26 protein-coding genes are annotated in these 19,176 nt (G+C 55.4%); 24 read left to right on the forward strand and 2 right to left on the reverse strand.

Annotation, left to right across the window (positions count from 1 at the left end):
* Window positions 1-21 precede the first annotated feature (21 nt).
* From thrB to pdaA, 3 genes are all read left to right on the forward strand, one after another.
* On the forward strand, window positions 22-918 hold the full coding sequence (gene thrB / locus I2G69_RS10665; protein ID WP_087231735.1) for a homoserine kinase: 897 nt from the start codon (window positions 22-24) through the stop codon (window positions 916-918).
* Window positions 919-1,053: 135 nt separating this feature from the next.
* Window positions 1,054-2,274 (forward strand): aspartate kinase, encoded by a 1,221-nt coding sequence (locus I2G69_RS10670; RefSeq protein WP_087231738.1) that lies wholly within the window; start codon window positions 1,054-1,056, stop codon window positions 2,272-2,274.
* Between the two features lie 369 nt (window positions 2,275-2,643).
* Entirely contained in the window at window positions 2,644-3,450 is an 807-nt protein-coding gene (gene pdaA / locus I2G69_RS10675) for a delta-lactam-biosynthetic de-N-acetylase (RefSeq protein ID WP_087232261.1), read from the forward strand.
* Window positions 3,451-3,582: 132 nt separating this feature from the next.
* Here the strand turns inward: pdaA and I2G69_RS10680 are convergent, their stop codons facing one another.
* Window positions 3,583-4,047, reverse strand: a complete 465-nt coding sequence (locus I2G69_RS10680) for a divergent PAP2 family protein (protein WP_087231739.1) — start codon at window positions 4,045-4,047, stop codon at window positions 3,583-3,585.
* On the reverse strand, window positions 4,044-4,826 hold the full coding sequence (locus I2G69_RS10685; RefSeq protein WP_087231742.1) for a TVP38/TMEM64 family protein: 783 nt from the start codon (window positions 4,824-4,826) through the stop codon (window positions 4,044-4,046). Before I2G69_RS10685 ends, I2G69_RS10680 begins: the two co-directional genes overlap by 4 nt.
* 138 nt (window positions 4,827-4,964) lie before the next feature.
* Between I2G69_RS10685 and I2G69_RS10690 the strand changes: the two genes are divergently transcribed.
* The 21 genes from I2G69_RS10690 to rpmA all read left to right on the forward strand — a co-directional run bounded on the left by I2G69_RS10690 (window position 4,965) and on the right by rpmA (window position 19,028).
* Window positions 4,965-5,897 carry a TIGR01212 family radical SAM protein gene (locus I2G69_RS10690; RefSeq protein ID WP_195560756.1) on the forward strand — a complete coding sequence of 311 codons (933 nt, stop codon included), beginning with the start codon at window positions 4,965-4,967 and terminating at the stop codon, window positions 5,895-5,897.
* Between the two features lie 112 nt (window positions 5,898-6,009).
* Complete coding sequence (locus I2G69_RS10695; protein WP_195560757.1) at window positions 6,010-6,225, forward strand: DUF1653 domain-containing protein; 216 nt, start codon at window positions 6,010-6,012, stop codon at window positions 6,223-6,225.
* Between the two features lie 10 nt (window positions 6,226-6,235).
* Window positions 6,236-7,294, forward strand: a complete 1,059-nt coding sequence (locus I2G69_RS10700) for an alcohol dehydrogenase (RefSeq protein ID WP_195560758.1) — start codon at window positions 6,236-6,238, stop codon at window positions 7,292-7,294.
* A 16-nt stretch (window positions 7,295-7,310) separates the two neighbouring features.
* Window positions 7,311-7,868 (forward strand): hydrolase, encoded by a 558-nt coding sequence (locus I2G69_RS10705; protein ID WP_195451320.1) that lies wholly within the window; start codon window positions 7,311-7,313, stop codon window positions 7,866-7,868.
* 14 nt (window positions 7,869-7,882) lie between these two features.
* The gene (locus I2G69_RS10710; RefSeq protein WP_243254945.1) at window positions 7,883-9,046 is read left to right on the forward strand and encodes an alanyl-tRNA editing protein; all 1,164 of its coding nucleotides are present in this window, start codon (window positions 7,883-7,885) and stop codon (window positions 9,044-9,046) included.
* 126 nt (window positions 9,047-9,172) lie between these two features.
* Window positions 9,173-10,192, forward strand: coding sequence for a stage III sporulation protein AA (locus tag I2G69_RS14090; protein WP_191405716.1), 1,020 nt, complete (start codon window positions 9,173-9,175; stop codon window positions 10,190-10,192).
* Window positions 10,122-10,619 carry a stage III sporulation protein AB gene (locus tag I2G69_RS10715; RefSeq protein WP_207740583.1) on the forward strand — a complete coding sequence of 166 codons (498 nt, stop codon included), beginning with the start codon at window positions 10,122-10,124 and terminating at the stop codon, window positions 10,617-10,619. The genes I2G69_RS14090 and I2G69_RS10715 overlap by 71 nt, the downstream gene beginning before the upstream one ends.
* A gap of 58 nt (window positions 10,620-10,677) precedes the next feature.
* Window positions 10,678-10,872, forward strand: a complete 195-nt coding sequence (gene spoIIIAC / locus I2G69_RS10720) for a stage III sporulation protein AC (RefSeq protein ID WP_087231759.1) — start codon at window positions 10,678-10,680, stop codon at window positions 10,870-10,872.
* Window positions 10,873-10,909: 37 nt separating this feature from the next.
* Window positions 10,910-11,299 (forward strand): SpoIIIAC/SpoIIIAD family protein, encoded by a 390-nt coding sequence (locus I2G69_RS10725; protein WP_087231762.1) that lies wholly within the window; start codon window positions 10,910-10,912, stop codon window positions 11,297-11,299.
* A 27-nt stretch (window positions 11,300-11,326) separates the two neighbouring features.
* Window positions 11,327-12,457, forward strand: a complete 1,131-nt coding sequence (locus tag I2G69_RS10730) for a stage III sporulation protein AE (RefSeq protein WP_243254948.1) — start codon at window positions 11,327-11,329, stop codon at window positions 12,455-12,457.
* Window positions 12,454-12,942, forward strand: a complete 489-nt coding sequence (locus I2G69_RS10735) for a stage III sporulation protein AF (protein WP_087231768.1) — start codon at window positions 12,454-12,456, stop codon at window positions 12,940-12,942. Before I2G69_RS10730 ends, I2G69_RS10735 begins: the two co-directional genes overlap by 4 nt.
* Complete coding sequence (locus tag I2G69_RS10740; protein WP_087231771.1) at window positions 12,923-13,489, forward strand: stage III sporulation protein AG; 567 nt, start codon at window positions 12,923-12,925, stop codon at window positions 13,487-13,489. Before I2G69_RS10735 ends, I2G69_RS10740 begins: the two co-directional genes overlap by 20 nt.
* 73 nt (window positions 13,490-13,562) lie before the next feature.
* The gene (locus tag I2G69_RS10745; RefSeq protein ID WP_195560760.1) at window positions 13,563-14,147 is read left to right on the forward strand and encodes a SpoIIIAH-like family protein; all 585 of its coding nucleotides are present in this window, start codon (window positions 13,563-13,565) and stop codon (window positions 14,145-14,147) included.
* A gap of 142 nt (window positions 14,148-14,289) precedes the next feature.
* On the forward strand, window positions 14,290-14,697 hold the full coding sequence (gene nusB, locus I2G69_RS10750) for a transcription antitermination factor NusB (RefSeq protein ID WP_087231777.1): 408 nt from the start codon (window positions 14,290-14,292) through the stop codon (window positions 14,695-14,697).
* Window positions 14,690-15,631 (forward strand): peptidase M22, encoded by a 942-nt coding sequence (locus I2G69_RS10755; protein WP_195560761.1) that lies wholly within the window; start codon window positions 14,690-14,692, stop codon window positions 15,629-15,631. Before nusB ends, I2G69_RS10755 begins: the two co-directional genes overlap by 8 nt.
* A gap of 40 nt (window positions 15,632-15,671) precedes the next feature.
* Window positions 15,672-16,928 (forward strand): exodeoxyribonuclease VII large subunit, encoded by a 1,257-nt coding sequence (xseA, locus tag I2G69_RS10760; RefSeq protein ID WP_195560762.1) that lies wholly within the window; start codon window positions 15,672-15,674, stop codon window positions 16,926-16,928.
* Entirely contained in the window at window positions 16,903-17,112 is a 210-nt protein-coding gene (locus I2G69_RS10765; RefSeq protein ID WP_087231786.1) for an exodeoxyribonuclease VII small subunit, read from the forward strand. The genes xseA and I2G69_RS10765 overlap by 26 nt, the downstream gene beginning before the upstream one ends.
* The gene (locus I2G69_RS10770; protein ID WP_195560763.1) at window positions 17,109-17,987 is read left to right on the forward strand and encodes a polyprenyl synthetase family protein; all 879 of its coding nucleotides are present in this window, start codon (window positions 17,109-17,111) and stop codon (window positions 17,985-17,987) included. Before I2G69_RS10765 ends, I2G69_RS10770 begins: the two co-directional genes overlap by 4 nt.
* A 124-nt stretch (window positions 17,988-18,111) precedes the next feature.
* Window positions 18,112-18,420 carry a 50S ribosomal protein L21 gene (gene rplU, locus I2G69_RS10775; protein ID WP_191362864.1) on the forward strand — a complete coding sequence of 103 codons (309 nt, stop codon included), beginning with the start codon at window positions 18,112-18,114 and terminating at the stop codon, window positions 18,418-18,420.
* Window positions 18,420-18,740, forward strand: a complete 321-nt coding sequence (locus tag I2G69_RS10780) for a ribosomal-processing cysteine protease Prp (RefSeq protein WP_087231795.1) — start codon at window positions 18,420-18,422, stop codon at window positions 18,738-18,740. Before rplU ends, I2G69_RS10780 begins: the two co-directional genes overlap by 1 nt.
* A gap of 3 nt (window positions 18,741-18,743) precedes the next feature.
* Window positions 18,744-19,028: a 50S ribosomal protein L27 gene (rpmA, locus tag I2G69_RS10785; RefSeq protein ID WP_050698087.1), complete on the forward strand. Its 285-nt coding sequence runs from the start codon at window positions 18,744-18,746 to the stop codon at window positions 19,026-19,028.
* The last annotated feature ends 148 nt before the right edge of the window (window positions 19,029-19,176 follow it).

Genomic DNA, 19,176 nt, shown 5'->3' on the forward strand with positions numbered 1-19,176 from the left:
AATATAGGAGAGTCGTAGAGCATGATAAGAATACAGATTCCGGCAACCAGCGCCAACTTGGGCTCTGGCTTTGATTCCCTTGGGATCGCACTGACGATGTACAATCAGGTCTGGATGGAGGAGTCCGATACCCTGGATATTTCCTCCAAAGATGACGTAAAGATCCCCACGGATGAGAACAACCTCATCTTTTGGGCGGCGAGGCAGGTCTATGAGAAATGTGGGCGCAAGCTTCCCGGCCTGAAATTGATTCAACAAAACGACATCCCCATGGCGCGCGGCCTGGGGAGCAGCTCCGCCTGCATTGTGGCAGGTATTTTAGGAGCGAACCGCCTGCTGGGAAGTCCCCTCAGCACCACAGAATTGATCAACCTGGCGGCGGAAATTGAAGGCCATCCGGACAACACGACCCCTGCCATTGAGGGAGGTCTGGTTGCTTCTGCCATTGAGGCGGGCCGCGTCTACAGCGTGAGCGTCCCAGTCTCCGAAAAGATTCGCTTTGCCCTGTTTATCCCGCCGTTTGAACTCAAAACGGAGAAGGCCCGTTCGGTGCTTCCGGAGACATACGCCCGTGCGGACGCCGTATATAACCTTTCGCGTTCCGCGTTGATGACGGCATCCTTGTTCTCCGGTAAATTGGAAAATTTGCGTGTGGCGGTGCAGGATAAGATCCATCAGCCGTATCGTTCCGGCTTGATCGACCATTTGGACAGCGTATTCCGCTTGAGCTATGAATTGGGTTCCCTTGGCACCTATGTCAGCGGCGCCGGCCCCACGATTATCTCCATGATTGATGTGGCGGATACGGACAATTTTGTCAAATATGCGGCCAGCCATCTGGAAGAAAAAGGGATCACCGGTTGGCAGATCCGTATTTTGAATGCGGATTCCAAAGGGGCGCAAATTTCAATCGAATAAAAGCTTTGTTCGGGAGAATCGTGTGCCTTTTTCCGGCTTCTCTCGAGGAAGCTCTTTGCTTTTGCTTTGAGACGTTATCCTGAACGGGATGGCGCTTCACGTACTTTTATTGATAGAGAGATGGAGGATAAACCAATGAGCCTTATCGTTCAAAAATTCGGCGGCACTTCCGTTGCAAACGCCGAACGCCTGTTCAATGTGGCCAACATCGTTACCCAAACATATAAGCAGGGCAATGACGTGGTCGTGGTGGTTTCTGCACAAGGCGATACTACGGACGACCTGATTGCCAAAGCAAATGAAATCAATCCCAATGCCTCGAAGCGTGAGATGGATATGCTGCTGACCTCTGGCGAACAGATCTCTGCTTCCCTGCTGGCGATGGCGATTGAGAAATTGGGCTTCCCGGTGGTTTCCCTGCTGGGATGGCAGGCCGGCTTTTATACCAGCTCCGCCTATGGGACGGCGCGGATTAAGCGCGTGACGCCGGACCGCATTAAAAAGGAGATTGACAAGAGAAATATCGTGGTCGTGACAGGATTCCAGGGGGTCAACCGCTACGACGATATGACGACCTTGGGACGCGGCGGTTCGGATACCAGTGCGGTGGCGATTGCAGCGGTCATGAATGCCGACCTCTGCCAGATTTACACCGATGTGGAAGGCGTATTCACAGCCGATCCGCGCAAAGTGAAGGGTGCGCGGAAGTTGAGCGTAATCTCTTACGACGAAATGCTGGAGCTTGCTTCTTTGGGCGCGCAGGTTTTGAACAATCGTTCCGTAGAGATGGCGAAGAAATACAATATTGAGCTTGAGGTACTTTCCAGCCTGACAAAGGCGAAGGGCACCATTGTGAAGGAGGCAACCAAAGTGGAAAAAATGATGATTAGCGGAATTGCAAAGGACGAGGATGTCGCACGTGTATCGATCATTGGCGTGCCGGACCGTCCGGGCCTTGCCTTTAAAATTTTCTCAAAGTTGGCCGCTAAGAATATCAATGTCGATATTATTTTGCAGTCCATCGGCAGAAACGGAACGAAGGACATCAGCTTCACCGTCAGCCATGACAATCTCAAGGAGACTATTGATCTGCTGAACCCCTATGTGGATCTGATCGGCGCCACCAGCGTGGTCTATGACGAAAATGTTGCCAAGGTTTCCGCGGTTGGCGCGGGGATGGAAACCCATCCGGGCATCGCCGCAGAGATGTTTGAGGCCCTCTATGAGGCAAATATCAACATCAAGATGATCTCTACCAGTGAAATCAAGATCTCCGTCCTGATCGACAGCAAGGATGCGGATAAAGCGGTTGCTGCGGTGCATGACAAATTCTTTGGAAACGCTCTGGATGCTTAATTGAGAAGCAGGTCTTTTACATATTCGGGATTTTAGGAATACGTTTTTCCTGAGACTTCTATGGGAGGTTGAGGGCAAAAGCAATGTATCTTCGGATGGATTGCATAGATATAAAGTGTCTTCTTATCGTTCGGATAGGAAGGCACTTTTTGATTTGGGTGGAAGGCCCTACTCGTTCTGGAGATTTTCAAAAGCAAGGGAGGCATGAACCCGGTAATTCGCGCATATCTATAAAATGACAGATATGGAAATAGGAATGACAGGCTTCCTATTGGGATGCGGCTTTTCCGTCCTCAATTGCCGCATCCCATTCCATTTGTGCGCCGGTTGTAAGGCGAATGATCGATTTCAAGAATGGCGGTGGAAGATATGGTCATTGTGCTTCGGAAAAAATGGATTCTGGCTGGGCTGCTCTGCCTGCTGCTCTTGGCAGCGGTGCCAGGGATTTTTCATCATGTTACAGATGCAAGCGTCGCGGCATCCGCCTCGGCGAATACCAACTGGGGATTGAGCTTTCAGGAGGAGGGGAAAACGCCGGTCGGCAATGCCTCTGCTGCATCTTTAAAGCAATACGACGCTTACTATGCAGGGGACCCTTCACAGAAAACGATTTACCTCACCTTTGATGCAGGATATGAAAACGGGTATACCCCGGCAATTTTGGATACCTTAAAAAAGCACAACGTGAAAGCCGCCTTTTTTGTGGTTGGAAATTATATTGAGACCAGCCCCGACCTGGTCAAACGGATGGTCGCAGAGGGGCACATTGTTGGAAACCATACGTACCATCATCCGGATATGTCGAAGATTTCTGCAATGGAAGATTTTAAGAAAGAAATAACCTCCTTAGAGGCGCTGTATAAAGAGACCACGGGTCAGGAGATGGAAAAATTCTATCGCCCACCCCAGGGGAAATACAGCGAAAGCAATTTGAAACAGGCCCAGGAACTGGGCTATAAGACCGTTTTCTGGAGCCTGGCCTATGTGGACTGGTATGTGGATCAGCAGCCAAGCAAAGAGGAGGCGTTCAGTAAATTGCTCCCACGCATCCATCCGGGAGCGGTCGTCCTGTTGCACAGCACTTCCAAGACAAACGCGGAGATTCTCGATGAACTCTTGTGCAAATGGGAAGCAGAAGGGTATACGTTTGGGACATTGCACGATTTGTGCGTTTAAAGCGACGCCCCCGCTTCGCTATGAAAGCGTCGCGGGGGCAGTTCGTCTTTTATAGCTAGGTGTACAGTAAGAGGCGATTATAAACAAAAAGACCGGGCACTGAAACAATTCCTTTTTCAGTGCCCGGTTCGTTTATGCGGAAAGCAATGCCACGCAGATGCCCAATAGCGCGCCGCATAACACTTCAAACGGCGTATGCCCTAAGGAAACTTCCAAGGTTCCAATGGATTCTTTGATTTCTGCCATTTTTCCCGTTTTGTCTGTTTCTCCCAGATATTCTGTGATCTGGTTGATCGCTTTTGCCTGTTCTCCCGCTGCGCGCCGCACGCCCATTGCATCGTATAGGACGACGGCGGCGAACGATAGGGCAAGCGCGGCGATGGGGGAGGCAAAGCCGACCTCCTGTACCGTAGCGATTGCCACAGAGCACCCCAACGCAGAATGAGCGCTGGGCATCCCACCCGATTCAGACAACCGTTTTAGGTTGATTTTCTTGTTTTGCAATAAGAATATGCCCGTTTTAATCAATTGGGAGAGCATCCAGGAAATAAACCCCACATTGATAATCCGGTTGCTGATCAGGAGCTGCCAATTCATTGATTTTCCCTCTTTCCAGCTGAATGTATAGTAATTTTCCGATAGATTAAAAGGCCAATTCCACTGATGGCCGCGGTAAGGATAAAGACGGCAATTGCAAAGGTATAGTTTTGCAGGCCGAGCGCCTCTCCGCCGATGGTGGAGGAAATGACGGACGGAATGCGGGCGATGCTCGAAAGGATCAAAAAGGTGCGCAATTTCATCGGGGTCAGTCCGATGAAATAGGTAAAGAGATCCTTCGGCGTACCGGGTATAAAAAATAATATAAAAATAAGGATATTTAACTTTTTTGTGTTCTGAAGAAATTTCAAGGACTGGATCTTTTCACGCGAAACGAAGGCCTCTACCATCCGGATGCCGAACTGTTTCGTCAAACCATAGATGATCACGGAACCCAACGCCGCGCCTACCAAACAGAGAAGCATGCCGGGGATTGCGCCAAAAGCATACCCAGCGCCGATTTCCACGGCTTCCCCGGGGATGATCGCAATTACAACCTGTAACACCATGATTCCGACCAGCGTAAGCGGGCCTAGAATCCCTTGCTGCTCCACCCATGCGCGAAAAGCCTTGCCGTCCGCCAAGAATTCAATCAGTTTTTGCCCGATTGTAGCGGCAAATACGATGGAAAAGATCACAAACCCAATGAGAGATATAAGGCTGACAATACGCCTGCGCCGCAGATACGCAGCATCTTCCGCCTGTTGGACAGGCTTTTCCGGCTTGTCCTTGGAATGGGAAAACGAAGTATTGCAACAAAGTGGTCCTTCTTTCGTCATATTGATACGCCCCTTGCACTTTTTGATTCTGCGTGCTATTCTACAAGTAAAATCTTACAAGTCTACCCACGAATTTCTTAAAGAAATCTTACATGTGGAGAGGTTGCAAAGATATTTTGAGTGCAAAGAGGGAAAGAAATGGAGCATCCATTTCCGTATGCGGATGACAATAAACGGTATCACACGCTCGCATATCACCTGAAAAAGCGATTCGGAAGGCGGGTTTTTAAAGCTTCGATCGACGCCGGTTTTACGTGTCCGAATTTAGACGGGACGCGGGGAACCGGCGGCTGTACCTATTGCCAGGGTGGAAGCGGTGCATTTGCACCAGGGCCGTCGCTCTCCGTTTCCGATCAGGTACGGCAGGAGCAGGCCCGTATCCATTTAAAATGGAAAGACGCCCCTGTGATTGCCTATTTTCAAGCGCACACCAACACCTATGCGCCGTTGGATACCCTGAAAAGGAAGTACGAGGAGGCGCTTTCGGTGGACGGCGTGTGCGGGCTGAGCATTGCAACGCGCGCGGATGCCCTTCCAAAAGAAACGGTCGCGTATCTCGCGCAGCTCTCCCAGCAGACTTACCTCACCGTTGAGCTTGGCCTACAGACCATCCACGACGGGACAGCGGAGAGGATCCACCGGGGGCACTCCTATGCAGAGTTCCTTCACGCCTACCAAATTCTAAAAGGCCATGGGATCCGCGTTTGTGTCCATCTGATCGACGGCCTTCCGGGGGAGACGCAATCCATGATGTTGGAGACAGCGCGTGCGGTCGGCCGATTGAGGCCGGACGCCGTAAAGCTGCATCTCTTGCACATCCTGCGCGGAACGCCTCTTGCAGAGGAATTCACCGCCGGGAAACTGGAGCCCATGACGCGGGAAGCCTACATTTGCACGGTCTGTTCCCAGCTGGAGCGTTTGCCACCGGAGACGGTGATCGAGCGCGTGACCGGGGACGGGCAGCGCGAAATGCTGCTGGCGCCCTTGTGGAGCCTGGATAAAATCGCCGTATTGGGCGGCATCGACCAGGAGATGGCGCGCCGTGATACAATCCAAGGGACCCTTTTCTAAAGAAAAGGACTCCCCTCCAATATACGAGGGTTGGGAAAAAAAGTCAAGCAAATCGAGAGGAAAAGATGTAATTCAATGAAGAAAATGGAAAGTGAATGGGAGGGAGTGGACCATGGAACAAATTCGCCCGGGAAAATACCGCCATTTTAAGGGCGGCGAATATCGAGTGTTTTGTATGGCACGTCATTCTGAGACCGGCGAGGAAATGGTGGTCTATCAGGCGCTCTATGGGGAGCGGGGAATCTGGGTACGCCCGGCCTCCATGTGGAATGAAACTGTGGAGCGGGATGGAAAGACGTTTCAGCGATTTACTTATACAGGAGAATAGGAGGAGCATCATGCAAAAGACCATGTTGGCGGCAGTTTATCACGGGTTGGGCGACCTGCGTTTGGAGGAGCGCCCCGTCCCCGTGTTGAAAGAGCCGGGCGATGCAATAGTAAAAGTGACCCTTTCGACGATTTGCACCAGCGACCTGCACATCTTGAACGGAGCGGTCCCGCGGGCCGTACCGGGAACAGTGTTGGGGCATGAGTTTGTCGGAGAGATTGTCTCCGTTGGGGAAGGCGTAAAAAAGCGCAAGGTGGGCGAGCGTGTTGCGGCCAACTGCATCACCTTTTGCGGGGACTGTTGGTTTTGCCGCAAAGGGTTTATCAACAACTGTACGCATGGCGGCTGGGAACTCGGCTGCCGGATCGACGGCTGCCAAGCGGAATATGTCCGCGTGCCATATGCGGATACAGGGCTTACCCCAATCCCAGACCATGTGACCGACGACAATGCGTTGTTTTTGGGAGATATTCTATCCAGCGGGTATTTCGGCGCGGAGCTGGCGGAAATTCAGCCGGGGGATACGGTCGCCGTGATCGGCGCTGGACCGGTAGGGCTTTGTGCCGCCATGTGTGCGGGTTTGTTTGGCGCGGGGGATGTCATCCTATTGGACATTGACGCGCACCGGCTAGAGCTTGCAAAGCGGTTGGGGCTCGCTACATATACGATCAATCCTTCCACAGAATCCGCAGAGGAGGCGGTGCGCGCTTTGACGCAGGGGCGCGGCGCGGACGCTGTGATCGAAGCGGCGGGCGGTGCGGATACCTTCCAGACGGCGTGGCAGATCGCCAGGCCGAATTCCGTCGTGGCCCTGGTCGCCATGTACGAGCGGGCGCAGCCGTTTCCGCTCCCAAACATGTATGGAAAAAATTTGATCTTTAAGACGGGCGGCGTGGACGCTGTCCATTGCGACCGGCTGATGAAGCTCATCGCGTGTGGAAAATTGAACACGGATTTCCTGATTACCCACCGCGCCCCACTGAACGATCTTATGGAAGGGTACCGTGTGTTCGGCGGCAAACAGGAACATTGTTTGAAATGGGCGGTCACTCCGCCAGTAAACAAATAGAAAGGATGGAAAAACCATGATACCAACACTGGAACAGGCGCAAGCGCTATTGGAACAATATAACCAGGATGCCTTCCATCTCCGGCACGGGAAAATCGTATCGGGGGTAATGGGATGGTTTGCAAAGGAGTTGGCCCCGGACGAAGTGGACTTTTGGAAAGTGGTCGGCCTGCTGCACGACCTCGATTTTGAGAAGTACCCGGAGCAGCATTGTATCAAAAGCCAGGAGATCATGCGGGAAAACGGTATCGACGAGCGCATCATCCGCGCAACAGCCAGCCATGCATATCCGGCGGTGGACATCCGGCCGGAGCACATCATGGAAAAGGTCCTCTATGCGACCGATGAGCTCACCGGGTTGATCGGCGCAGTGGCGTTGATGCGCCCTTCGAAGAGCGTTTCCGACCTGGAAGTGAAATCGGTCAAGAAGAAGTTTAAGACCCTCAATTTTGCCGCAGGCTGTTCGCGTGAAGTGATCCAAGCGGGCGCGGATATGCTCGGTTGGCCGCTGGAAGAGTTGATCCAAAAGACGATCCTGGCTATGCGCAGCCTGATGGACGAAATGGAAATCTGAGGAGGAAAACCGCAATGGAAACAATGCCGACGCAGCGGCTTTATTATGAGGACGCCTATTTACAGCAGTTTACAGCGGTTGTCACCAGCTGTGAAGCGCAAAAAGATAGCTATGTTGTCACGCTCGACCGGACCGCGTTTTATCCGGAGGGCGGCGGGCAGCCTGCGGACCACGGCACACTTGGCGATGCCAAGGTGTTGGATGTCCAAGAAAAGGATGGAAATTTGTTACATACTACGGACCGCCCGCTTGCGGTGGGAACGAATGTGGAAGGGACAATCGACTGGCCGCGGCGCTTTTTGTTTATGCAGCAGCATACCGGGGAGCATATCGTTTCCGGGATCACGCATCGCCTGTTCCATTTGGACAATGTGGGGTTCCACATGGGGGCGCAGGCCGTTACGGTCGATTTTAATGGGGAGCTCTCTGCGGAGCAGATGGCCCAGGTGGAACGTTTGGCCAACCAAGCAATTTACGAAAATCTGCCGATTCTGGCGGAATGCCCGCCCAAAGAGAAGCTGGCGCAGATCGATTACCGCAGCAAAAAGGAGCTGACCGGGGAGGTCCGGATCGTGACGGTGCCTGGGTACGATTGTTGCGCCTGCTGCGGCCTGCACACGGCGCACACCGGGGAGGTGGGCGCGATCAAAGTGCTTTCCGTGCAGCGCTATAAGGGCGGCGTCCGCGTGACGCTTCAATTCGGCAGTCGGGCGATTCAAGACTACGATGAAAAGCTCAAGAGCGTCACGGCGATTTCGGTCCTGCTCTCCGCAAAGCCGGAGGAAGTAGTTGATGCGGTCGAGCGCTTACTCGCTGAGCGGGACGGCCTGCGCCAACAGGTCTACCAGCTGCAACAGGAGATTTTTACGCAAAAAGCCGCGGCTGTACCGGAGGGGCAGGAGCGTGTTTGCTTCTTTGAAGAGGGATTGTCCCCGGACAGCCTGCGCCATTTTTGCCTGGCCCTTGCGGAGCGCGCTGGGCTGGCGGCGGTGTTCTCTGGAAGCGATGCAGAAGGCTGGAAATATGCCGTTGCAGGCCAGGAGGACGTCCGGCCGTTGGGAAAAGCGCTCAACCAGGCGTTTGCTGGCCGCGGCGGTGGAAAGGCCGCGCTGGTCCAAGGGTCGGTGCAGGGGACGCGCGAGGCGATCGAATCGTTTGTTTTGCATACGGCGATTTGACCAATAGAAAGAACAGAATGATAAAGTGTTTGGGTTGTGCCCTCGGAGGGATTTTCCTTCCGAGGGCCTTTTTTGTTCTAAGAAGTGGCCCTTGTCCATAGATATGTATGGAAAGGAGGACAAGAGATGGAAAACAACTATGAAAGCAGATTCGATTCGGCGGCGCGTGCGGTCTGCGACCGTCTGCGGAACTATCTGTTCCTGCTGCCGACCGACATGAAGGAGCAGGCGCAGGAGATCCGCTTCCGGGTCAACCAGCCGGTCTCCATCTGTTGTACGGGCGGCGTATATTTTTTGAATCGGAACGGACGGCCTTCCTGCCGGCCAGAGCCGGACGGGATGCGGGCAACCCGCGAGGACATCGATGAGACCTTCCGGGGAATCTGTAGCTATTCGGTATACAGCCACCAAAATGAGATCAAGAACGGCTTTATCACCCTCAGCGGCGGGCATCGCGTGGGCCTTTGCGGGACGGCGGTGATCTCCAACGGAAGCATCGGCAGCCTGCGGGACATCAGCTCCATCAATATCCGCATTGCGCGCCAGGTGTATGGATGCGCCAGCGCCGTGCTGCAAGCGGTGGGGAAGAATCTGCGGGAAGGGGTGCTGATTGCCGGGGCGCCTGCCAGCGGAAAAACAACCATTCTGCGCGACATGGCCAGGCAGCTGTCCTCCGGCCTGTGCGGAGATGTGCGAAAGGTGGCGGTGGTGGATGAACGCGGGGAACTGGCGGGGACGTATCGCGGGGTGCCGCAAAACGATTTGGGGCCTTGCTGTGATGTACTGGACGGTTATCCAAAGGGGGAAGGGATTCTTCAAGCCATCCGGTCACTTTCCCCGGAGTTTATCATCTGTGACGAGCTGGGAGGTCTGGCCGATGTGGAAGCCGCCGCCCAGGGCCTGAATGCGGGCGTCGGCATGATTTCAAGCGTCCATGCGGGAAATGTGCGGGAACTTCTGCGCCGGCAGCAGGCGGTCAGCCTCCTTCATACCGGGGCGTTTGGCTATGTGGTGCTCCTGGAAGGAAGCCGGGAACCCGGCCGTGTGGCGGAGGTATACAAGGCAGGTGAGTTGCTTGCTCAAGGTTCTGGGAATTCTGTTGCTGATCGCGGCCGGGACCATAGCGGGATATGTACAGTCGCATAGGCTCTCGCAGAGGGTTGCACAGCTTGAGGAGATGCTGCGTTTCCTGAACGCGGCGCAGACGGAGATCCGCTATTCAGCGGCGTCCGTTGTGGAGATTCTCCAGAGGCACGGGAGTAGTCTTGCCTGTTTGCAGCAGTGTTTGGCCTATTGCAGAGCGGGAGAGGATTTCCACACCGCCTGGGAAGAGGGGGTGCGCACAGGGGCGAAGGGGACGGGCCTGACCGAGGAGGACCAGACCTTGTTGCGCGACTTTGGGAGCGGCTTTGGGGCCAGCGACGTGGAAGGGCAGCTTTCTCATTGCCGCCTGTACGCGGAGCTGTTCCAAGACCGGTTGGAGCGTGCGCGGCAGGAAAAGGCACGCAAAGGAAAGCTCTACCTGATGCTGGGATCGTTTTCAGGCATTGCCGTCGCTTTATTCCTATGCTGAACGGCGGAATATCAAACACAGCCCTGGTTCGAACCAGGGCGATGGGGAGGAAAAGAAAATGGATGTGGATCTGATCTTTCGAATTGCCGCGATTGGCATCATCGTCGCCGTGCTCAACCAGCTTTTGGTTCGCTCCGGAAGGGAGGAACAGGCCATGATGACGACGCTGGCCGGGTTGATTGTCGTACTGATGATGATTATCCAGCAGATCGACGTGCTGTTCCAGTCCATCAAATCCATTTTCGGGCTGTGACGGTGCAATGGATCTGCCCCAGTGGGGAGGTGCGGGGATGAACATCATCGGCATTGTGGGCACGGCGCTGATTGCAGCAATCTTCGCGGTGACACTCAAGCGGTATAACCAGGAATATGCGGTCATCATCAGCATCATCGCCGGGGTGGTGATCCTGGTGGAGATCCTGCGGAATATCTCTCCGGCGGTTCGGGAGATCACGACCCTTCTTTCGGGGGTGGGGCTCACACAGGAGTATGGATTGATTCTGTTTAAGACGCTGGGCATCTGTTTCTTGGCGCAGTTTGCGGCCGATTCCTGCCGGGACGCCGGGGAGAGCGCCCTGGCGTCCAAGGTGGAGCTTGCAGGGAAGATCTCCATTCTTGTGCTCTCCCTGCCGCTGTTTGAGGATATTGCGCAGACGGCCCTTGGGCTGATCGGCGGATAGAAAAAGGATGGATGTCGATTGAAACGGATGGTTTGCCTGGCGTTGGCGCTCGTCCTAACGGTGTTGTTTGCGCCCATTGCGTGGGCGGAATCGACGGAGGACTACTATACGGAACAATTGGAAGAGAGCGGTGCGGCCGACTTGCCGGAGCAGCTTCCGCAGGAGACGCAACATACGCTTGAGGAACTCGGAATTGACGGGACGGATTGGCAGGCGTTGACTTCGATCACGCCGGAGGCTCTCTTTTCGGAAATCGGCGGCATGGCGCAGGAAAACGCCCAAGGGCCGCTGCAAGCGGCAGCCTCGGTCATTGCCGTTATGTTGCTTTGCGCTCTATGCAATGGGATGAAACTGTCCCTGGGGGAAAAACAGCTCGGCGGAGTGATCGGCATGGTTGGCGCGCTCTGCGTGTGCACCACGGTGGTGGGGCCGGTGGTGGCGTGCATTGAGCATGCGGCACAAGTGGTGCAGGCCGCAGCGGGCTTTCTTCTGGCCTGTGTGCCGGTCCTCGCCGGCATCATGCTGGCCGCAGGGCAGCCCGTCTCCGCCGGGTCGTACAATTTACTGATGATGGCGGTCGGGAATGTCATTTCTATCCTTTCTGCCAGCATTTTGGTCCCCTGCCTCAACATTTTTCTGGCCCTCTCCATTGTGTCCGCTATTTCCCCAGGGGTAAACCTGAGCGGCATCTGCAACGCGTTTCACAAGGTGGTCAAATGGGTACTCGGCTTTTGCATGACGGTTTTCGCCGGCCTGCTGACGGTACATAGCATCGTGGCGTCCTCCATGGATGAGACGACGGCAAAGGCTGCCAAATTTGTGGTCAGCAGTTTTGTACCCGTGGTGGGGAGCGCTTTGGGAGACGCTTTACAAACGGTGACCGGCTGTGTAAAGCTGCTGAAATCCGGCGTGGGAGCCTTTGGCCTTCTGGCGGGCGCACTGATCTTTTTGCCCGTCATCCTGCAATGCCTGCTTTGGATGGTGACGCTCAACGTCTGTGCAGGGGCGGGGGATGTCTTTGAGCTTAAGGAGATCACCTCGCTGTTGCGGGCGGTTGCCAAAGCGGTCGAGTTGATTTTGGCGATTGTGCTGTGCTGTATGACCATCCTGACGGTTTCTACAGCGATTGTACTGCTGATGGGAAAGGGGGGAGGATGATGGGGGCGGTCCGCGAATGGAGCGCGGCCATCTGCCTGGCGGCTTTAGCGGCCGCCCTGTTACAGGGATTGGCGCCGAGCGGCGCAATGGAACGGATGGTAAAGCTTGTGCTCGGGGCGTTTGTCCTTTGCGCGCTGGCCATGCCCTTGAAAAACCTGGGGATGCAGATCGCCTGGACTTTCCCCATCGAAGGGCAAGTACAGGAGAATACCCAATTGCAAAGCACAGTGGAAAACCAGATGGAGACCGCGGCGCGTGCCAGTATTGAGAACCTCGTTGCGGCAGAGCTGAGCAGAATGGACATAAAAAGTGAAAAAGTTGTGGTGTGGATGGATACAAACGCGGACAACAGCATAGGTATTAACAGGGTGGAGGTCACGCTGGCCGAAGAATACGGCGGGGACTGCGCCCGAGCGCAAGCGCATCTGCGGGAGACGCTTGGGCTGGAAGTGGAGGTAACGGCGCATGGCGACGAAGGATCGTGAAGAAAAGAGTTGGTTTGAAAAGTTTGCGGAGAACGAAACCTGCCGCAAATGGGTTGTGATCGCAGGGGTGGCGGGCATTGCGCTGATCTTTCTGTCCGGGCTGTTCAGCCCGGGAAAGGAGGAGACGCAGGAGGCGTCCTCTCAACCGGCGGCGCAGTCCGCGCAGGCGTATACGCAGGAGCTGGAGCAGAGCCTTGCCGAATTGGTCACCAACATTCAAGGGGCGGGCAACGCCAAGGTGATGGTGACGGTGGAACGCAGCGCGGAACAGGTGTATGCACAGGAGGAAAAACGCAGCACCCAGACCACTGAGGATCGCGGCTCCAACAACAGCACAGAAACCAACTACATCCTGGTGAAAGACGCCGATGGCTCCCAGCGGGCGCTGGCCGTGACCGAGGTGCAGCCGGTTGTCAAGGGGGTGGTAGTGGTGTGCGACGGCGGGGACGATCCGGTGGTGCAACAGCGCGTGATCGATGCCGTGACCACGGCGCTGGATATCACATCGGTCCGGGTCTGCGTGGTCAAAGCCGCGGATACAGGGTAGGCCCGGCCGGATCACTGCTGTGCCCGGCGTTGCAATACAGGGCGAAAATTAACAACAGGAGGAGTACATACGTATGGGTATTGGAAAACGTCAGCTTGTTCTTGCGGCCTTGGTCGTCGCGCTGGGGGCAGCCGTCTATTTGAATTGGCAATTCTCAGGGGATAATCAACTGCTTGCAACGAATACGGTCACCTCGCAGAAGGAACTCGGAGAAGCACAACTGGTCAATGCCTCCGTGCCGTCCTCCTCGGCGCCGGCAGAGTCGTCCAACGCACCGGTTTCCTCCGAGGCGGGACAGGGCGCGGATGCAAACGATTATTTCACACAGGCGCGCTTGAGCCGTCAAAAGGCGCGGGATGAGGCGGTAGAGCTTTTGGAAAAGGTCTTACAGGACGCGGAACAGAGCGACGCAGCCAAGAAAGATGCGGTTGCACAGGCGGCGGTCGTGGCGCAGAATGTCCTGAAGGAGAGCAACATCGAGAACCTCATCAAGGCCAAAGGGTTTGAGGACTGCGTGGTATTCCTGCAAAACGGGGAATGCAATGTGGTGGTGAAGGTCAAGGAATCGGACCCGAACAACGCGGTGGTCATCAAGGACATTGTGGCTGGGCAGGCGGGCGTCACCTACGATAAGATCAAAATTGTGGAGAACCAGTAGGATTTCTTCTGCGGCTCCCTTGTGCTTTTCTTCCAGACTGTGGTATAATAACCGCGTGGAAGTTTGAAAACCGAACGAACCTTTTGAACCCTCCACAATTGTGGAGGGTTTCTTATTTTGACAAGTTACGCGGAGGAAGCTTATGAAACGAAGCGAAGCCAGAGAGCAGGCGTTTGCCCTGACCTTTGAAAGAACCATCAACCGGGAGTCGGTCAGCCGGATCATCGACGCGGCCGGTTTGTCCAAGGATATGATTGTAGACGATTTTGCAGAGCGCCTTGCCGAGGGTGCGGAGCAGCATGAGGCGGAGATCGACGCACAGATTGAGAAGAATATCCGGGGCTGGAAGATGAACCGCCTGTCAAAGGTTTCCCTGTCCCTATTGCGCCTGGCGATTTACGAGATTTTGTTTGAAGACGAGATCCCGGTCAGCGTTTCGATCAACGAGGCGGTCGACCTCGCAAAGAAATATGGGACAGCGGAGGACGCTCCATTTGTCAACGGGGTCCTTGGATCGGTTGCAAAGGAATTCGGTGAAAAACATGCATAAGGTTCTGGGCATCGATACGAGCAACTACACGACCTCCGCTGCGCTCTATACCGGCGGCAAGATCCGGCAGGAAAAGCAGTTGCTGCCGGTGCGGAAAGGCGAACTTGGCCTGCGGCAGAGCGACGCCGTTTTCCACCACGTGCAGCAACTTCCTCAGATCCTGGAACGGCTGTTCCACGGAGCTGGCGGCGAAGGTGCAATCGAAGCGGTGGGGGCGTCCGCGCGTCCACGCGACCAGGAGGACTCTTATATGCCCTGTTTCACAGTGGGAATAGGCACGGCGAAGGCGGTGGCAACGGCGCTTTCCGTGCCTTTCTTTTCGTTCTCCCATCAGGCGGGGCATATTGCGGCGGCGCTCTATTCCGCGGGGAAGCTTTCCTTTTTGCAGGAGCCGTTTTTGGCGTTCCATGTCTCCGGCGGAACCACCGAGGCGGTGCGGGTCACGCCGGACCGGGAGCATCTTTTCCAGGCGGAGATCGTCGCACGTTCGCTCGACTTAAAAGGGGGACAAGCGGTTGACCGCGTGGGCGGAATGCTAGGGCTGCCGTTTCCCGCGGGGAAATTCCTGGAGGAATTGGCGTTGCAGTCGGATGCTTCGTTTAAAATCCGTCCGTCTATGAAGGGGGCGGATTGTTCCCTCTCCGGCGTGGAGAACCAATGCAGGAAAATGCTCGATCATGGCAGCCCGCAGGAGGACGTGGCGCGCTATTGCCTCCTTTCCATCCTGGCGGCGCTGGACGGCATGGCCTCCGCGTTGCAAAAAGAGTACGGCGGATTGCCGATGCTGTTTGCGGGCGGCGTGATGTCCAACCGTCTCATTCGAGAGGCGCTTACGGAAAAATACGGCGCAGTGTTTGCGGAGCCCGCGTTTTCCAGCGACAACGCGGCCGGCATCGCCGTGCTCACCGAGATGAAACGCTGCGGCGCATGCTAGACGGACTTTGGAATTCTGTTTCTCCGGGAGGAATCGGATCATGGTGGAACCGGTGCTTTTGACCGTTACACAATTGAATACGTATATCAAATCCCTGCTGGAGGGGGACCTAAACCTCACAAGCGTCTTCGTCAGCGGGGAGATTTCGAATTTTACCAATCACTACCGGTCCGGACATTTTTATCTCTCGCTGAAGGATGAGAAGAGCGTGGTGAAATCGGTTATGTTCGCCACCTATGCGCGGCGCTTGCGTTTTTTGCCCGAGGATGGCATGAAAGTGATTGCGCGCGGGCATATTGGCGTATATGAGCCCACCGGCCAGTATCAGCTTTACATTGAGGATCTACAGCCGGATGGCGTGGGCGCTTTAAATTTGGCTTTTGAACAGCTCAAAGAAAAACTGGGCGCCGAGGGGCTGTTCCGCGCGGACCGAAAAAAACCGTTGCCGCCCTTTCCTACACGCATCGGCGTGATTACCTCCCCAACCGGCGCGGCGGTGCACGACATTGTGACCATTTTGGCTAGGCGGTGGCCGTTGGCGGAGGTCATATTCTGCCCTGTGTTGGTGCAGGGGGAAGGCGCGGCGCCGCAGCTGATCGACGCTTTAAAGCGGATGAACCGTCTCCGCTGTGCGGATGTCATCATCCTGGGGCGCGGCGGGGGGGCGCTGGAGGACCTCTGGCCCTTCAACGAGGAGGCGCTTGCGCGCGCAGTGGCCGCATCCAAAATCCCGGTGATCTCCGCGGTGGGGCACGAGACGGACTTTACGATCTGCGACTTCGTAGCGGACCTGCGCGCGCCAACCCCCTCGGCCGCGGCGGAGCTGGCCGTGCCGGATCAAGCGGATTGGCTTTCCACCATCCGAAATCAGGAGGCGCGGATGGCCTCGTTGCTGCGCGCAAGGGTAGAACAGCTGCGCCAGCAGGTGGATTCCCTGGCGGGTAGTCGCGTCCTGCGCAATCCACAAGAACTTCTGGCGGTCCAGCGCATGCGCATCGATGGGTTGTCCACGCGGCTTTCCGACGGCATCAAACGAAGGCTGACGGAGGATGAAGCGCGGCTGGCTGCACTCAGTGGTCGGCTGCACGCGCTGAGTCCGCTGCAAGTGCTTTCCCGCGGTTATGCAATCGCCAGCGCCGCGGGCGGCGAAGTCGTTTCCAGCGTGGAGCAGGCGCAAAAGGGGGATAAGCTCTCCCTGCGGCTTTTGGATGGACAGATTGCATGTTTGGTCGAACGGACAGAACGTTTTTCGGAACAGGAGGAATCGGGAGATGGCAAAAAAGGCGACGACGTTTGAGGCTGCGGTCACCCGGCTGGACGAAATTGTCAAACAGCTGGAAGAGGGGGGAGAATCGTTGGATTCTTCCATGAAATTGTTTGAGGAGGGGTCCGCCCTGGCAACACTCTGTTATGAGAAACTGAAACAGGCGGAGCAAAAGATCACCCAACTCTCTGCACTGGAAAAGGAGGAACAAGCATGAAGCTTGACACATATCTTCCCATGATCGAGCAAAAATTGGAGGAACTTCTCCCAAAGGAACACTGCCGGTATGAGCGGTTGATTGAGGCCATGCGCTACAGCCTTTTGGACGGCGGCAAGCGCGTGAGGCCAACGCTCGTTTTGGAGTTCTGCCGGCTGTGCGGCGGGGACGTGCAGGCGGCGTTGCCATTCGCCTGCGCAGTGGAGATGATTCACACCTATTCGCTCATCCACGACGATCTCCCCTGTATGGACAACGACGACCTACGCCGCGGAAAACCCTCAAATCACAAGGCCTATGGGGAAGATACCGCGTTGCTGGCTGGGGACGGCCTGCTGACGCTGGCGTTCGCAACCATGCTTTCCCCGGAGAGCCTCGCGACAGTGGGGGCGGGCCGAGCGGCGGAAGCGGCATTTCAGTTGGCGTCCGCAGCGGGCATCCATGGGATGGTCGGCGGGCAGGAGATCGATCTGCGCTCCGAGGGCAAAGCTATTTCCCTGGAAACGCTCCAGGAGATGGACGAAAAAAAGACGGGCGCTTTAATTCTGGCCTCTGCGCGGGTGGGCTGTGCGCTCGCCGGGGCGGATGAACGTCAAAGAGACGCTGCTGAGCACTACGCGCGTGCCATCGGTTTGGCGTTCCAGATTGTGGACGACATCCTGGATGTGGAAGGCGACGCGGCGACGCTCGGCAAGGCGACCGGCAGCGATGCGGAAAACCAGAAGTCGACATATGTGTCCCTTTTGGGGTTGGAAACGGCAAAACAGCGCGTGAAAGAGATCACCCATACAGCCGTGCGCGCATTGGAGCCCTTTGGGGAAGAAGGAAAGGCTTTGGCAGATTTTGCAAAAAGCTTGGCTTCCCGCCGCAGTTAGCAGGGAAAAGGATTGACTTTTTTGACAGGATATGCTAATATGGATAAGCCGCATATTACGGGCTATAAGTGGGTCTTCCCGCCCGATAGTAGCGAGACTAAAGTAAAGGTAGGAACAGGAATTCATGTTTGCAGTGATTGAAACAGGCGGCAAGCAGTACAAGGTCCAGGCTGGCGACACTATTTTTGTCGAGAAGCTTGCTGTGGAAGCAGACGCAACCGTTGACTTCAAGGTCATCATGCTGGACAACGACGGCGACATCAAGGTCGGCGCACCGTATGTGGAGGGTGCGTCCGTATCCGGTAAGGTTTTGAAGAACGGCAAGTCCAAGAAGATCACGGTCTTCACCTATAAGCCCAAGAAGGGTGAAAAGCGCAAGATGGGCCACAGACAGCCCTACACCAAGGTGCAGATTGAAGCCATCAATGCGTAATGATCTGCGCTGAATTTTTCACCAGGCCCGACGGCGACTTGGTGGGGTTCCGCATCAGCGGTCATTCCGGTAGCGGGGAAGAGGGCAACGACATCATCTGTGCGGCGGTATCCTCCGCGGCATATATGACGGCCAACACGGTGACGGAGATTATCGGTGTGGAGGCGCAGGTGGCAGCTGAAGAAGGCTACATGCTTGTGCGTATCCCGGCCAAAGCAGCCAGGGACTGCCGCGTTTTGTTCGCGGGTTTCAAGCTTCATATGTTGGGGCTTGAGGAGCAATATTCAGAAAATATCAATGTAAGTTATGTGGAGGTGTAAGGTATGTTGAAGATAAATATTCAGCTGTTCGCACATAAAAAAGGAATGGGTTCCACCAAGAACGGCCGTGACTCCGAGTCCAAGCGTCTTGGTGTGAAGCGCGCAGACGGCCAGTTTGTGTTGGCGGGCAATATCCTCGTCAAGCAGCGTGGCACGCACATTCATCCGGGCGAGAACGTGGGCAGAGGTTCCGACGATTCCCTCTTTGCATTGGTGGATGGCCGCGTTAAGTTTGAGCGTTTGGGCCGCGACCGCAAAAAGGTCAGCGTTTACGCTGTGGAGCAGTAATTTTACCAGAATGACAAATCCCTGCCGGAACCGTTCGGCAGGGATTTTTTCGGTTTCTGCGGGGAGATTGGTATACAAAAAGAAGGAGCGTGGAAAGATTTATCTACGCCCTATGCTGTCCAACGGGCAGCCCAATATAAGGGAAGTG

Source organism: Anaeromassilibacillus sp. D41t1_190614_C2, assembly GCF_015558525.1.
GTDB classification, from domain to species: Bacteria; Bacillota; Clostridia; order Oscillospirales; family Acutalibacteraceae; genus Anaeromassilibacillus; species Anaeromassilibacillus stercoravium.